The 15,694-nt window shown below is 54.1% G+C and carries 11 protein-coding genes; 7 read left to right on the top strand and 4 right to left on the bottom strand.

What is annotated here, in order from left to right; genetic code table 11:
• Window positions 1-52: 52 nt before the first annotated feature.
• From Pla22_RS19045 to Pla22_RS19030, 4 genes are read left to right on the top strand one after another with little or no spacing between them, the layout of a single operon-like run.
• Window positions 53-1,168, top strand: a complete 1,116-nt coding sequence (locus tag Pla22_RS19045; RefSeq protein WP_165440746.1) for an ATP-binding protein — start codon at window positions 53-55, stop codon at window positions 1,166-1,168.
• Window positions 1,165-2,817: a PAS domain-containing sensor histidine kinase gene (locus Pla22_RS19040; protein WP_146516320.1), complete on the top strand. Its 1,653-nt coding sequence runs from the start codon at window positions 1,165-1,167 to the stop codon at window positions 2,815-2,817. Before Pla22_RS19045 ends, Pla22_RS19040 begins: the two co-directional genes overlap by 4 nt.
• Window positions 2,814-3,581: a response regulator gene (locus Pla22_RS19035; protein WP_146516319.1), complete on the top strand. Its 768-nt coding sequence runs from the start codon at window positions 2,814-2,816 to the stop codon at window positions 3,579-3,581. Before Pla22_RS19040 ends, Pla22_RS19035 begins: the two co-directional genes overlap by 4 nt.
• Window positions 3,578-4,996: a sigma-54-dependent transcriptional regulator gene (locus Pla22_RS19030; RefSeq protein ID WP_146516318.1), complete on the top strand. Its 1,419-nt coding sequence runs from the start codon at window positions 3,578-3,580 to the stop codon at window positions 4,994-4,996. Before Pla22_RS19035 ends, Pla22_RS19030 begins: the two co-directional genes overlap by 4 nt.
• 278 nt (window positions 4,997-5,274) lie before the next feature.
• Here the strand turns inward: Pla22_RS19030 and Pla22_RS19025 are convergent, their stop codons facing one another.
• Window positions 5,275-7,164, bottom strand: a complete 1,890-nt coding sequence (locus tag Pla22_RS19025) for a hypothetical protein (RefSeq protein WP_146516317.1) — start codon at window positions 7,162-7,164, stop codon at window positions 5,275-5,277.
• A gap of 1,067 nt (window positions 7,165-8,231) precedes the next feature.
• On the opposite strand from Pla22_RS19025, the gene fusA reads away from it, so the two are divergent.
• On the top strand, window positions 8,232-10,319 hold the full coding sequence (fusA, locus tag Pla22_RS19020) for an elongation factor G (protein ID WP_146516316.1): 2,088 nt from the start codon (window positions 8,232-8,234) through the stop codon (window positions 10,317-10,319).
• Window positions 10,320-10,466: 147 nt separating this feature from the next.
• On the opposite strand, the gene Pla22_RS25885 is transcribed toward fusA, so the two are convergent.
• The 3 genes from Pla22_RS25885 to Pla22_RS19010 all read right to left on the bottom strand — a co-directional run bounded on the left by Pla22_RS25885 (window position 10,467) and on the right by Pla22_RS19010 (window position 12,901).
• Complete coding sequence (locus Pla22_RS25885; RefSeq protein WP_261343152.1) at window positions 10,467-10,598, bottom strand: hypothetical protein; 132 nt, start codon at window positions 10,596-10,598, stop codon at window positions 10,467-10,469.
• Between the two features lie 43 nt (window positions 10,599-10,641).
• Window positions 10,642-11,823: a DUF481 domain-containing protein gene (locus Pla22_RS19015; protein ID WP_146516315.1), complete on the bottom strand. Its 1,182-nt coding sequence runs from the start codon at window positions 11,821-11,823 to the stop codon at window positions 10,642-10,644.
• Window positions 11,824-11,971: 148 nt separating this feature from the next.
• The gene (locus tag Pla22_RS19010; protein WP_146516314.1) at window positions 11,972-12,901 is read right to left on the bottom strand and encodes a sugar phosphate isomerase/epimerase family protein; all 930 of its coding nucleotides are present in this window, start codon (window positions 12,899-12,901) and stop codon (window positions 11,972-11,974) included.
• A gap of 108 nt (window positions 12,902-13,009) precedes the next feature.
• On the opposite strand from Pla22_RS19010, the gene Pla22_RS19005 reads away from it, so the two are divergent.
• Both Pla22_RS19005 and Pla22_RS19000 read left to right on the top strand, forming a co-directional pair.
• On the top strand, window positions 13,010-13,774 hold the full coding sequence (locus Pla22_RS19005; protein ID WP_146516313.1) for an HpcH/HpaI aldolase family protein: 765 nt from the start codon (window positions 13,010-13,012) through the stop codon (window positions 13,772-13,774).
• Window positions 13,771-15,678 carry a prenyltransferase/squalene oxidase repeat-containing protein gene (locus Pla22_RS19000; RefSeq protein WP_146516312.1) on the top strand — a complete coding sequence of 636 codons (1,908 nt, stop codon included), beginning with the start codon at window positions 13,771-13,773 and terminating at the stop codon, window positions 15,676-15,678. The genes Pla22_RS19005 and Pla22_RS19000 overlap by 4 nt, the downstream gene beginning before the upstream one ends.
• Window positions 15,679-15,694 lie beyond the last annotated feature (16 nt).

Genomic DNA, 15,694 nt, shown 5'->3' with positions numbered 1-15,694 from the left:
TGTCCCGTGGTCATAGCCCAGCGACGATCGGAAACGAGCTTGAAACGACGTTATGTACTCTCGCAACCCACGCGTTCTGATTATTGAAGACGATCCTGACACTCGATCAAACCTCTGCGACATCTTAGAGATTGACGGCTACGACATTGACGTTGCCGCAACCATTGCTGAAACGATGCAGCCACGAGATTGGGAATCGTTGTTCGCGATTATCTTAGATCGACGGCTTCCCGATGGTTCCGCAGATCTATTGTTACCGATGATTCGGGATCTGGCGCCCAAAGCCGCAGTCATCGTGGTAACTGGCAACGCTGACCTCGAGGGCGCGATCGGGGTCATTCGTCACGGGATTGCGGACTTCATTCCCAAGCCGATTGATCCTGACATGTTGCGAGCTTCATTGGCTCGTACGGTCAGACTAAGGGAGATGGAAGAGCGTGCTCGGCAAGACGAGCGTTTGGCGACGATCGGACGCATGATGGCATCGGTGGCTCACGAAAGTCGCAACGCGTTGCAGCGAATCGCCGCCTCGACGGATCTACTTGAATTGTCGGTGGCCGGTGATCAAGAGGCGCTCAGGGATGTGCACAACGTTCGTTCAGCGGCCGGCGATCTACAGGCAATGCTCGAGGAAATTCGCAGCTTTGCATCGTCCATTCATTTGCACCGCCAAGAGGTGCACCTTGACCAGATTTGGGTCAAGGCTTGGGGCCACCTTTCCCCAGAGCTCAAAATAGAGTCAACGCTCACGGTGGCGCCCAATGATTTTCCACTACGGTGCTATGTCGATCCGATGCGGATGGTGCAGGTGTTTCGCAACTTGTTTGAGAACTCGATCGCTGCGTGCTCAGGCAAATCAAACATTACAATTCGATTAGAAAAGGCGAGTCGAGGGCCAGTGAAGTGCGTCCGCATTTTCGTCACCGATGATGGCCCGGGACTTACCGAATGCCAATTGGCTCAACTTTTCGAGCCGTTCTTTACCACTAAGCCGGAAGGAACGGGATTGGGGCTAGCGATTGTGCGAAGAATTATCGACGCACATGGTGGCCGAGTGTACGCCGGTGACAATTCAGAGGGAGCAACGTTTGTGATTGAGTTGCCCTGTCATCAAGACGCGAGCAATAGCGCGGCCGACTCCTCGGATCGAACTGAGGTGGCGACGTGAAAAAGTCAAAGCCGTTTCATGATCATGGTGCAGGTGAACCCGATCCAGGTGATCCTAGTTCCGATGATCCGAAGGTTCACGCGGCGCAAGCCAATGTTGGCGATACCGGTGACCCGCGAAGGCTAGCCGAATTGAAAGCGATTCTCGACAATGCGGTTGACGCGATCATCACGATCAACGAGCGAGGCCTAATTGAATCGGTGAATCCCGCTACGACCACGATGTTTGGCTATGTGCCGGACGAATTGATGGGCCGGAACATCAGCATGTTGATGCCCGAGCCTTATCGGCACCAGCATGATGGCTACCTGGATAACTATGCTCGTACTCATGAGCGAAAGATCATCGGTATCGGACGTGAAGTCGTCGCGATGCGAAAAGACGGCAGCGTATTTCCCATCGACCTTGCGGTGAGTGAATCCAATGCCGCGGGGCGAAAGTTCTTTACGGGAATGATACGCGACTTGTCGGATCGACGTCGCATTGAATCGCAATTGCGGGTTAGTGCTCGAGCGCTCACTGCTGCTCGTCAAGGCATTTGTGTGCTCGACGCACGACAACCGAATTTCCCAATCGAGTCTGCTAATCCCGCATTGACTCAGATCACTGGGCATTCCTCGTCATGGTTGTTGGGCAAGTCCATCAGCGCAATTCTTGGTGGTGATAGCGATATGTCGCTTTCCGGCATCAACGACGCAATGGTGCGTGGCGAATCGGCGAGCCTTGTGCTGCGTTGTCAACACGCGACGGGTCGTGCCTACTGGGGCCAAGTGGATGTATCTCCGGTGCATGATGACGACGATGTGCTAACTCACTACGTAGTCCTCGTTGCTGATGTGACCGATCAACAGGAACGGCAAGCTTGGCTTGAGCGGGAAGTGCGAGAACGCACACGTGAGCTCGAAGCCGCACAGGCAAAATTGGTTCAACAAGAGCGGTTGGCCGTTTTAGGACGAATTTCCGGAAGTATCGCGCATGAGATCCGAAATCCGCTCAACGCCATCAAGACTTCCGCTTACTACCTTATTAATGCGAGGCAAGCGAGCGAGGAAAAACAGCTCGAACACCTCCGCCGAATCGATCGCCAAGTTTCTCTGATCAATAATGTCGTTTCCGTGTTGTCCGATGGTGCGCGAATGCCGCAACCCAACCGGGACCCGGCGGTCGTGCAAGCGTTGATTGACGACGCTATTTCGACAATCGAAATCGCCAGTACCATCCAGGTCAAGCGTGAGCTTTCTGGCGATCTGATGCCGGTCGTGGTGGACGCCAACCAAATTGCGATTGTGTTTCGCAATCTTCTTCGCAACGCACGCGACGCGATGTCCGGTGGCGGTACGATTACGATCCAAGCCAACAATGTTGAAGGTAGCGATGGTGAAATTCATCAGGTGTTGATCAGCATCGGTGATACCGGCACCGGAATTGCAGAAGAATCCCTTCCTATGATCTGCGAACCTCTCTACACGACCAAACCTCACGGCATGGGACTTGGTTTGTCGATCTCGTACTCGATTATCGAAAACAACCGAGGCGTGATCACGGTGGACAGCAAAGTGGGAACAGGGACTACCTTTCGAATTTGGTTGCCGACTCGAGAGATAGAATCGTCCGAGTCCAGTTCTCAATCCAGCGAGGATGATCAATGACCCAAACCTCATTAAGGAAAAGTTCGTCGAGTCTTCGTGAACCGATTAGCGTTTTGGTTGTTGACGATGAAAGCGACAACGCGGCAAACCTGGCTGATATCCTCGAAGACCTGAACTATCGCGTTGACATCGCGCACAATGGCAACGAAGCGCTCGAGCTACTTAAAAAGAAGTGCTATTCGTTCGCTTTGCTTGACTACCAAATGCCCGGCATGAACGGTGCTGAGTTGTACGAAGAGATCAAAAAGGTCCAGCCATGTTTGGTTGCCTTCATGATCACTGCCTACGCCGGTAGCGATGGAGTGCAGCGCGCACTCGATTTGGGAACTTGGAAGGTGCTTCGCAAGCCGATTGATCTTTGCGAATTGCTGGGTGCGATGGGCACCGCGTGCAATCAACCGTTGGTGTTGGTGGTGGATGACGACGTTGAGTTTTCTGCGAACGCTTGGCAAGTCTTACGAGATAGCGGTTTCCGAGTGTGCACTGCCGCGAGCGAAGCGGAAGCCGTCCAGCGTATCGGTCAGATGTCGTTTGACATCGTCCTGTTAGACCTGCGTCTTGGATCGGTGGAAGAAGGCAAGAATGTTTTTTACGCAGCGCAACAAAGCGATCACTGTCCCTCGATCTATCTCGTGACGGGGCAGTCGCGGGAGGCTGGTGGGATCATCGAGCAATTAGTACGAGACAATGCATCAGGCGTGTTTACAAAGCCCGTCGACTTGGGCCAACTGTTGAAAGAAATTAAAGGCGAGGAATCCAAATGAATAACCCACTTGTTGCCGAAAGATCGGGCGCCTTTGACGCCGGTGTTGATGCAGATGCTAAAACCTTTTCCATTTTAGTCGTTGAGGACGACAACGACTTTCGCGAATCGTGTGTCCGATGGCTATCGCGTAAGGGTTACGACACATTCGGCGCTTGTGGTGGCGCCGAAGCCTTGTCCGCGCTCGATCGTCGAAACTACGACGTCGGATTGTTCGACATGGACATGCCAGGGATGTCAGGGCTGGAGCTTTTGCAACGCTTGCGCGGTGACGCGCACGATATCGAAGTTGTGATGCTAACCGGTCAAGGGTCGATCGAAACCGCTGTGCAGGCCATGAAGCTAGGTGCCAGCGACTTCCTGACCAAACCATGTCCCTTGTCTGATTTAGAACTGCATTTGCAATTGGCGTCTCGACGTGGTCGCATTCGCAAAGAGAACCTGCAACTGCGAGAAATCATTTCCAGGTCTCGACCACGAACGGATTTGATTGGCAGTTCACCAGCAATGCAGTCCGTGGTGCGAATGGTCCAGCGGATTGCAAGCACGAATGAACCAGTGCTAATCACTGGCGAGAGCGGTACGGGTAAGGAGGTGATCGCGCAGTCGATTCACGCGCAAAGTAAACGTGCGGGAAAACCCATGGTCACGATCAATTGTGCGGCGTTGCCCGAATCGCTGGTCGAAAGTGAATTGTTCGGTCATCAAAAAGGTGCTTTCACCGGGGCTACCGAAGAAAAGCCGGGTCTGTTTGAAGTCGCCGATGGGGGAACATTGTTCATCGATGAATTCGGGGAACTGCCGCCGGCCCTGCAGCCAAAGATGTTGCGGGTTCTAGAGGACGGTTCGCTCCGTCGTGTCGGATCATCCAAGGAACGTCGGGTCGATGTACGCGTCGTTGCGGCAACGAATCGAGACTTAGCGGCGGACGTCGCCAATGGTGATTTTCGTCAAGACTTGTACTACCGAGTCAACGTGCTTCCCATTCACTTGCCGCCCCTTCGCGAGCGTGGCAAGGACGTTAAGTGCTTGATTGAACACTTCCTCGCTAAGGGTTGGTCGATTGATGATGACGCGTTGACTGCGATGATAAGTTACTCGTGGCCCGGTAACGTGCGCGAGCTCATCAACGTGATCCATCGGGCAACGATCCTGGCGGACCATCATCAAATCACGATGGATGACTTGCCCAGCGAGATCGTGCATCCGGGACAACCGGTTCACTCAGGCGGATCGCCATCGTCGCCCGTGTCGTTGCGCGTGACCGCTCAAAGCGGTAGTCTCGATGACTTGACCCGTGCTCATGTGCTCGATGTCCTGGAGCAAGAATCGGGTAATAAAAGTCGCGCTGCGAAACGTTTGGGAATCCACCGTCGCAAACTCTATCGACTGCTCGAGCGTTGGCAGGAATCCTAGCAACTCGGTCCGACTCAATGAAATTCCGGCCTAACGATTTCAACAGCGTTCAGATTCTAGCAACGTTCAGATTTCAATACTGCTCAGATGTTAACACTGCTAGGCCCAGCCAAGTTCTCGTCGAGCCGCGTTTGAGTCTGGTTGGGCCTAGCTCGGCCAATTCGATCGCCCTGTTGCTAGGCCAGTTATCTAGGCCAGTTATCTAGTGCTGTTACCAGAGCGATTCGATTCGGCCATTATCGACGGACGCGAAGTCGATGAAGACTTGTGCGTTCGGACTAGTTCTCGGATTGATTGCCTAACGCTTCTTCGAATTCTCGCAGTTGACGCAACAACGGCGGCGAGTGGGGTTCTTCTTTGATTGCTTTCTTCTGCATCGCGATCGCATTGGCTAAATCGCCGTTTGCGAAATAGCATCTTGCACACGTGTCGTACTTCGCGGCATCAGGGTCGAGCGTCAGAGATTCAAGGCTGTAGGCGAGAGCTTTGCCCATGTCGCCTTCGGTGTTGGCAACTAGCCAAGCGTAGTTGTTGAGATAGTCGCCCAGTTTTAATTTTCCTTGGAAGCCCTCGGTGCGAAGGTTACGCCGTTGTTCGGCAACCTTGCGGTCCGCAGCTTTGATCTCGCGATCGAGGGATCGTTTGACTTCGGCATCCCATTGGTCGTCCCCTTCGGTTCGGTACATCTCAATGAGGATGTCGATGTTTAACGGAGATAGTCGATACGCCAATCGCAATCGCTCACGAGCTTCGTCAAGATCTTTTTGCGCGAGTAAGACCTGAGCGGTGTGATATTCCAAATCACTGCGGATAGATTCGAGCGTGGCAAACAGATGGGTGCCGAGCCGTTGTTTGAGCTTCGCGTCTTTTTCCAAACGATTGACTAGCGGAGTGAGTGTGTCGACAACGTCTTGGTGTTGGTGCAATTCGCCTTGCATTCGAGCCAAGTCGGCTCGAGCGACGATTGATGGCAACGAATCAACTTCCATGGATCGAATGATCAATTGGTACTCGTTTTCAGCCCATGGAAAGAGTCCTCGTCGACGTAGTGTCATCGCGACATCGCGGTGCTTGTAAGCCGTTTCTTCCATTTCGCGGGGCGAAGCGTCCTTTTTATCTTCGTCGTCCGGAAACGGATTGGATTTTAAAGCTAGCGATGCGATTTCATTCGCTTGCTCCGCATGACCACTCTTTTGATGAGCCTCAGCCGCTCCATAAAGCAACACAGGCTGGGTGTCGAACATGCGTCCGAAGTTGCTGCGCAGTTCCAAAACGAAGGGGTGTAGTCCATGATCAATCGCCCAGCTACTGGCGTCAATCAAGTGACGGGTAGTCGGCTGGATCAGGTCAATGTGTTCCTTTGCTAATTCAAGGGCTTCATCAATTTGGCCATTCTTGGCGGCTCTTGCGGCGCAAATTTGAACGAGTTCAAGCACGGAAGTTTGCGTCGACGGCTTGGTCGTGCCAGCATCAATCTGTTGGCGTTGTTGTTGAATCAGTTGCTGCCAAGCTAGTTTCGAAAACCCATCGTTGACGAGGTCTTGGGCGTAGAGGCGAAGCCACTGGGCTGAGGCTCGTTGTGAGTCGCCGAGTCCATTTAAGATTTGTTGACTGTGTTGACGACGGACGGCTTCGTCGGCGCTGGATGCTTGATTCATTGCCGCAAGCGCAGCGATCTCACTAAGTCTGAGCGACGTTTCAAACCGGGTCAGTCGAACCAATGCGGCTAGGCCAATTCGTGAATCAAGTTCTGCCAATCGGTCGATACGTTTCGATCGTTCAACTTCGTCCTGGGCACCGTACTCATTCAGCGTTTCGCGAACATCCGCCGGGTCCGAATCCTTGGACCAACTCACCAACAGGCTGCTGACCAAGTACCTGGCGGCCATTTCCACTTCGATATCAGGATGAAACTGAGCTTCGCGGAGTTGCTCGAAGGCTTCGAGCCCCATCCGCTGGAGTTCATCACGAGCTCGGATCCGCGTGGCATAGCTGGGGGCACCCAACTGGTCGATCAGTCGAGCGACGTGATCAACTTCGTTTCCCGCATACTTGGAAACGTTATTGACGGTGACGCTTTCGGGTTGGTCCGCAAAAAGCCATCCGATCGGGATCAGTGGAACCGATAGAAGCAACAGCGATGCGGAAACGGCGCGTGGAAGGTTCATGGTCAAGTCAAGCGTCTTGATCGAGGCGCGGGAGCGGACCCTATCCATTGCGGCCGCTCAACTAGCACTTAGTCTAACGTGAAACGGCAGGCTGCGTGAAACCGACTTTCGCGATCAGCGTGCAACAGCGTCCAATGAACGTGAGATTCAGAGGTGCTTGGGATTGAAACGGACCTGGGAATGAGTGGACTTGGGAATGAACGGACCGTGGGAATCGTCCGATCAATGCTGACGCCGTTCGCTTCCGCCAATCCGCGTTCCCGACGGCCGGTATTAGCGAGTTCGGATCGCCCATGAGCCTGAGATGGTCGATGGTCGCAGGTGAACGCGCCACTGAAGAGCTGATTCCAATGAGCTAATTTACGTAAGCTCGTCATAGTGAGTTGATGGACTTAGCGAGCTGGCCGCAGTTTCGGGTTGGCTGATCATCTAGGTGCCAAAAATCGGATCAGGGTGGGATCTCAAGGCGGGGTCTAGACGCTGGCGGGCAGGCATCGGGCAGCTATCGGACGGCCAGGTATCGGAGCGGATCAGCCAAGTATCTAAGGCGGAGTGTCAGGCCGGTGTTCGCGTTCGCCTGCCAGTTCGCAATTGGAGTTAGCCAAGTTGAGGCTGCCAATGTGAGATAGAGTTCCGCTAAAGCCGGGATTGGGATGCATAATGTCGCCTCGCTGGTTTTCGTGATTTGGCCTTCCCGTGCCAGCAAACCTTTGCGATATTCTGCGCTCGTCAAAATCGGCGTTTGGGGGAGGAAATTGCGCTCCCATGTGTTTGGCGATGCTTGGTCGAGCGTGCTGTGACCGCTCTCACGATCCCGTTTGGTGAACTCCTGTTTTACGGAGTCTGTCATAGAATAAGGGTCTCGAGACAATCTCACCGCCAGGGTGACGTGTTTGCGTTGCCACAGTGAGCAAGTTTGACGAACGTCTCAGAAATAAAATCTAGCGTGTGAAAACTGGCCTCGTTTGGGTTTCCAAAGGGTCCAATCTCCCTGACCGATGTGGTCTGTCTGCCACATCCCCGGCGACCAGCGATTCACGTGCAATTGTTTAGGTGAAAAAGAAGTTATGAGTCTGGCGAATACGCGAAATATCGGGATCAGTGCCCACATCGACTCGGGCAAAACAACGCTCAGCGAGCGGATCCTTTACTACACCGGACGGATTCACAAGATCGAGGACGTTCGCGGTGACGGTGACGGAGCCACGATGGATCACATGGATCTTGAGCGTGAGCGTGGCATTACGATTACCTCGGCCGCAACGTCGGTCGAATGGAAGGGTCACAAGATCAACCTGATCGACACGCCCGGACACGTTGACTTCACGGTTGAAGTGGAACGCTCGTTGCGCGTTCTTGACGGAGCCGTTTTGGTGTTGTGCAGCGTCGGTGGCGTTCAGTCGCAGTCGATTACCGTTGACCGCCAAATGAAGCGTTACCAGGTTCCTCGTGTTGCATTTGTCAACAAGATGGACCGCACCGGTGCGAATCCCTACAAGGTTTGCCAACAACTTCGCGACAAGCTGCAAGCTGACGCGTTCATGATGCAGATTCCGATCGGTGCCGAAGACAACTTCAAGGGCGTCGTCGACCTGATCAAGATGGTCGCTTACACCCACGAAGGCACCGAAGGTGAAACCGTCGTTGAGGGTCCGATTCCAGACGACTTGAAGGACGAAGCCGAAGAAAAGCGAATGGAAATGCTCGAAGCACTCTCCATGTACGACGACACGTTGATGGAGATGCTGCTTTCGGAAGAATTGCCTACCGAAGAAGAGATCTACAAGATCGCCCGTCAAGCTGTGCTTAACGGAGCAACCCCGGTTTATCTTGGCAGTGCGTTCAAGAACAAGGGTGTTCAGCCCTTGCTCGACGCCATCAATCGTTTCCTCCCGAGCCCACTCGATCGCGAAATTCACGGTCGCGACCCTTCGGACGAATCAGTTCGCATTCCTTTGACGCCAGATCCCAAGGACAAGTTTGTTGGAATGGCGTTCAAGATCACCGACGACCAATTCGGGCAGCTCTCGTTCATGCGTGTTTACCAAGGCACCATCGAAAAGGGTGGCACTTATGTCAATCAGCGTACGGGCAAGAGCGAGCGTTTCAGCCGCATCGTTCGTATGCACAGTGACAAGCGTGAAGAAATCGACAAGGCCAGTGCCGGCGACATCATCGCCGTGATGGGCATCGATTCGGCTTCGGGTGATACTTATTGTGCCGAGCGAGATCAGTGCACGCTTGAATCGATGTTCGTGCCCGATCCTGTGATCAAGGTTGCGGTTGAACCTAAGAATCGTGGTGATGCCGACAAGATGAGCAAGGCGTTGCTGCGTTTCCGCAAGGAAGACCCTACGTTCCGCGTGTTCAGCGACGAAGAGACTGGCGAAATCCTGATTAGCGGAATGGGCGAATTGCACCTCGACGTGTACGTCGAACGTATCCGCCGCGAATATGGCGTCGACATCCAAGTCGGTGCTCCTAAGGTTAGCTACCGCGAAAGTCCAACCCGTGCAGTTGAGTTTGATTACAAGCACAAGAAGCAATCGGGTGGTTCGGGTCAGTACGCTCACATCAAGGGAACGCTATCGCCAATCGAATCGGACAGCGAAGACAGCTTCGAGTTCGAAGACAAGGTCGTTGGTGGTCGTATTCCTAAGCAGTTCATCCCTGCTGTGGAAAAGGGTTTCCGCGACAGTCTCAGCAAGGGACCTGTGGCCGAGTACCCCGTGGTGGGAACTCGCATCGAGTTGCTTGACGGTAGCTACCACGACGTTGACTCGTCGGAAAAGTCGTTCTACACCGCTGCTCAAGGTTGTTTCCGCGAGTACTTCAAGCAAGCTGGACCTAAGTTGCTTGAGCCAATCATGAAGGTCGAAATCGAGTGCCCCGAGTCGTTCCAAGGTTCGGTGGTGGGTGACGTTACTAAGCGTCGCGGTATCATGTCGGCTTCCGACGTCGACAACGGCGTGTGTGTCATCGTCGCCGAAGTGCCTTTGGCTGAAACCTTCGGCTACGCGACGGACCTGCGTTCGATGACCCAGGGTCAAGGGACGTTCACGATGGAGCTTGCGACTTACAACCAAGTCCCATCGAACATCCAGGAAGACATCATTGAGCAGAAGCGAAAGGCTCAATTGGTGGGAGCTAAGTAAGCTCACTCGATCTAGCTAGAAAACGAATGCGGCGGAGCGTCTTAGGACGCCCCGCCGTTTTTCGTGGACTCTCGCCCAAAGACCAAGGAAGTCGTGCCCCGGACGTGAGGCTCACCAGTTCACCAATGCGTCGATGCCAACGCTAGCTTAGGCTGACTTAGGCTGACTTAGTCCTGGCTCGGTCGATTGAGCCAGTGGAGCCTGAGTCGCGTCCAGGTGACGTAGTGATGCCAATCGCACTTGCTCGATCGCGATTGGCCTAGTCGATCGTCGCGTCACGCGGAACGATGTCCACGTGATGTCTTTGAGGAAAATCAGGCGGCTAGAACTTGTAGAGCAACAGCAGCGAGTAGTACACGTCGTTCGGCCGAGCCCCCTGAGGCGTGCTGTCGTATCGATCGGTCGCGGCAACCTTCAGGCTCAAGTTTTCGCTGCCGTCTAGCAGGATTTCCCATGAGACGTCGGCGACAAGGCGGTAGTCGGCAAAGTCTTCCCATGCGGGGAAGTAATCCAACTTGCCTTTGACCTTTTGTCGTGAAGTCAGTTGGCGTTCTGCTTCGAGCCCAAACACGGCTTCCGGCGTCCAGGCGTCATCAGGAGATCCAAATTCCTTCGACGCACCAGCACCGAAGCGGGTGACCAGTGTCGTGTCGTCGGTCCGGATCCAGTGGTATCCCAAACCAGAGTTCATGTTCAATCGAAGATCAAACGCCTTGAACTTGTCCCATTCAAGCCCCAGCTTGCCGAACACCGACCATGGCGTATCGCCAAGAATTCGGTCGTAATCGAGGTTGAAGCGGCCATTGTCTTCGGTTGTCACATCGCGGCTGCTGGCTTGTCGGTAGTCCACGTCGATCGCGAATGTGTAGGCATCGGTTTTGCGTTTTAGTTCCAAACCGGTTTGCAGGGCTAGCGTATCAGCGTTGCCGCTGCTGCCGTCGATGCCAAACTCGGCATTCGAGTCCCAGCCCTTCATCCAGCGGATCGGATACTGGTACCAGGAAACGACTTCTTCGCGTAAAGGTGGAGTCTCTACTGAAGAGTTCAGTTGATTGTTGATTTGTTCGACGATCTGGGCATCGGTAACGCCATCGTTCTGCACGGGCGGAGCCAGCGTAGGAGCGTCGCTCAATGGGCTGTATCCGGCAACTTGAGTCACCGGGGAAGGTTGCGCCGTCGTGCCGCCTGCAACAGGTTGAAGTGCCTGGGGTAGTGCGTACGGATTTTGAATCGCCGGTGGAGCTGCCGTCCCAGGTTGAGTCGGCATGGTGTACGGCTTGCTCGCTTCCGCAGCGGGCGTCGACAACGACTCGACCGGAGGCAACTCGTAACCGCTACCCGTGAACGTTGAAACGCCCGTTTGCCAAAGTGGTTGTGCGTTCTCAAGGTCAGTAGCCGTCGCGTGATTAAGCAGAGCTGGAGCAGCAATCCATGTCGCGCAAAGTAGAAGGACGCGGGTAAGCCACGGCGATGGGACGATTGTCCGAATGGAATGAGGGTGCATGATCATAGAAAGCCATCAAATCAGAACGTTGGCGTGAAACACGAACGCCCCGGAAGACGCTGTCACGATAGCTTGGATCTAACACATGAACATCCATCAAGTCATCACTGATTTTTGAATGACGTTCAGTAATCTCGATGGCTGTATGCTATTGGCGGCTCAATGCTTGTCGAAGCTTCTCGGTCGCGCCGGGGATCTCTTGATAAGGCTGGTCTTCTTCATATTCCAAAACGACAAATCCTTGGTAGCCACCGTAGCGAAGAATCCGGCCGATGCGGTCCAGGTCCGCTGGATACCGTTTCTTATCTGGGGTCTGCATCGTGAGTTTAACCTGGACATTGACTGCGTAGGGAACGCACTTCACCAAATCACGATAGGGCGTGTCCGAGAAGAAGTTGCCGGTGTCCAGGTTCATGCCGACCCAAGGGCTGTCGACTCGTTTCATGATCTCAAGCATCTGTGTCACAGTCAGGTTGCCATGGTTTTCGATTCCTAAGAAAATTCCTCGGGAAGCGGCATGCGCGGCGCAAACGTTTAGTGCATCGATAGCTTCGTCTATTCTTTTGGGATGGTTGGCCACTTCCCATCCGGTACCAGCAAAGAACCGAATGTGGGGCGCACCGAGCAAAGCTGCTTTGTCGATCCACGCGATCGCATCGGCAATCTCACGGTCAAGGTTTTCGCCTTTGCCAACGGTGAAATTGTTTCCGATCGCTGTTCCTGATATTGCCATACCGCGTATGAACGCCTGACGCTTGAGTTCGCGGAAATAGTCGTCGTCGGCATCACTTGGGAAAAAGTAGCTGGTCAGCTCTGCGGCATCGAAACCATGCTCGACGCAGTAATCAAGAAAGCCGAGCATATCGATCGCGGGACCATCGCCGCGAGGGGGTTTGCGTTTTCCTTTGTTGAATTCAAAGTAATCACGCAACGAATAGGCAGCCAAACTCAATTGAAATCTGGGCGGCCCGGAACGAACGATCGGTTCGCGAGCAAGCAGACTTTGCCCACCCGACCCGGCAACGAAGGCCATCGAGGACAAACACAGGCTCTGGTTTAAGAATTGTCGGCGTTTCATGCGGATACTTCGTGCGAAAAACAATAGTGCAAGAGAGGGAACGAATTCTAACGGATCTTAGGCGGTGTCACGACTTCATCGTTACGCGCAGCTCGCTACAATATCGAAATGAATCATCCTAAGAATTTTCGAGATCGGTTTCGCGACGGCGATTCGCTTGGTGGCTTTCAGCTCACCAGTATGTCACCGCATTGGCCTAAGTTTTTGAAAGGCAAAATCGACTTCATCTTCATTGATTGTGAGCATCATTGTTTCAGTCGCGATCAGGTGGCATGGTTGTGCACTGCCTATCGAGCGGCTGGAATTGCACCGGTCGTTCGCATCTTGGAACCTCGCGCGGCTTTGGTTCGCGCCGCGATCGACGATGGTGCCGAAGCTGTTGTCGTTCCCTATGTTGAGTCAGTTGACCAGGTTCGTGAAATTGCCGCAGCGGCGAAACTGCGACCCATTCAAGGCGAACGTGCGGCTTCGGCCATGCGTGGCAATCCTCTCGATCACGAAATGCAAGTCGTCTCGGATCGTCATTGCGGCGATGTTGGATTGATTCTTCAAATTGAAAGTGAAACCGCCGTCGATCGTTGCACGGACCTGATCGAAGTGCATGGAGTCGATGGAGTTTTGGTGGGACCATTCGATCTGACGGCAACCCTGGGCTGCTTGAACGATCATTCCAATCCTATCTTCATCCAGTTGGCGAAGAAGGTTGCTCATGAATGCCGATCCGCTGGGTTAGGCGCCGGAATATACTTTGCCGAAAGTCCCGAGAAAGAACGGAAGGCCGGCGAGTGGGGTTACAACCTGTTGGTTCACGGGTGTGATTGGTCGTTGATTGGCGAGGCGCTTTCGCTGCGTCAACCAAGTGGTTCGCGATGAATAGTTCGCTAATCACCCGTGCACGCACTGCACTCGATACGATTCGCCAAGTGCTGTTGGACGAGCGTGTTGAGGGTGGACACTGGGAAGGCAGGCTTTCCAGTTCAGCACTGAGTACTGCGACGGCCGTGAGTGCTATGTCCGCAGTGATTTGCAGCGGGAAGCAGTTTGATGATGATCTCTTGTCGCTAGTGGCTCGCGGAATCTCGCACTTGCGAGAGGCGCAGAACGACGACGGCGGTTACGGAGACACCGATCGAAGTCACTCGAACATCGCGACAAGTTACTTAGTCCTAGCGGCATCCTCGCTAAGCAAACAAGCTATCGGTGAAGGTCTAAGTGAATCGTCGCTAACGAAATTGCAAAGCTACATCGATGCAAGCGGAGGCATCGACGGGCTCCGTCGTCGTTACGGCAAGGACAAAACGTTCGTGGTCCCCATCTTGTCAAACCTTGCGATCGCGGGACTGGTGCCTTGGAAGGATGTTCCTTCTCTTCCATTTGAAGCCGCTGCCTTCCCGCAGTCGATGTATCGCTGGTTGCAAATGCCCGTGGTCAGCTACGCGGTGCCGGCGTTGGTTGCGATTGGGCAAGCCAAGCATGTGCATCACCCCACTTGGTTTTTGCCGTGGCGATGGTTGCGAGCGGGATTGGTAGAGCGAACGCTCGAAGTGCTCGGGCGTATGCAACCCGAAAGCGGCGGCTACTTAGAAGCAACTCCGCTCACTGCGTTCGTCGTGATGAGTTTGGCTTCATCGGGCAGAGCTGATCACCGCGTTTGCGATCACGGGCTTCGTTTTCTCAAAGATTCGATGCGGGAGGATGGATCCTGGCCCATCGATACCAATTTGGCTACTTGGGTTACTTCGCTTTCGATTGCCGCGCTGCGCAGTGATCCGCTTGATGATGGTCACTGGTTCAGTGACGAAATGCTTCAATGGATGCTGAGTTGTCAGCACCAAGTTCGGCATCCTTTCACCGGAGCGGAGCCAGGCGGTTGGGGTTGGACGGATTTGACTGGTGCTGTTCCCGACGGCGACGATACTCCCGCAGCCATTCTGGCGATTGAATCGGTGAAGACGCTGGCGTCGACTTCGTTGAATGAGGACATGCGGACCGCTGTTGAAAAGGGGGTGGCTTGGCTTCGGGGGCTGCAGAATCGCGATGGTGGGATGCCCACGTTTTGCAGAGGTTGGGGGAAGCTTCCGTTCGATAGAAGCAGTACCGATCTGACCGCTCACGCGATGCGAGCGATCGCAACTGCTCCTATGTCCAGCGAAGACGCATCGGTGGTCGCTCGCGGTCGACAATTTTTGATTCGTTCGCAGCAAGCGGACGGTTCGTGGCTGCCGCTTTGGTTTGGAAACCAGGACCGCGAACACGAGGACAATCCGATTTATGGAACCGCCAAAGTATTACTGGCTTCGACGAGCGAAAATCTTCGGGAATGGCAATCGGCGTGTGACCGAGCGGCGGACTACTTGGTCGGATGCCAGAATTCCGATGGTGGATGGGGGGGCGGACCGTCGGTTTCTTACGGGGATGGTGGGGGATCAACGATTGAGGAAAGTGCGCTGGCTGTGGAAGGGCTGCTGCATTATTCGCGATTTCGGTCAGAAAACGACAGAGTTTTGGGATCCGGCGACAACGGGCAAACGATACGCTTACAAGCGGCTATAATCAGCGGCGTGGAATTCTTGGTCCGAGCGATCGAGCAGCAAAATTTTCGTGTCCCATGGCCGATCGGCTTCTATTTCGCGAAACTTTGGTACCACGAACGACTTTACCCCATCATCTTCACCACATCGGCGCTCGGTCAGTTCTTGGCCTCACCGATGGCCCACCTTACTGATGATGCAGCAACTACGAACGCTGAATTGATTCCGAAGAGCCTTCACGATTGATTCCCCGAGGTACTTG

Origin of the sequence: Rubripirellula amarantea, assembly GCF_007859865.1 — a bacterium.
Lineage (GTDB): Bacteria > Planctomycetota > Planctomycetia > Pirellulales > Pirellulaceae > Rubripirellula > Rubripirellula amarantea.
This window is presented reverse-complemented; position numbering and strand designations above follow the sequence as displayed.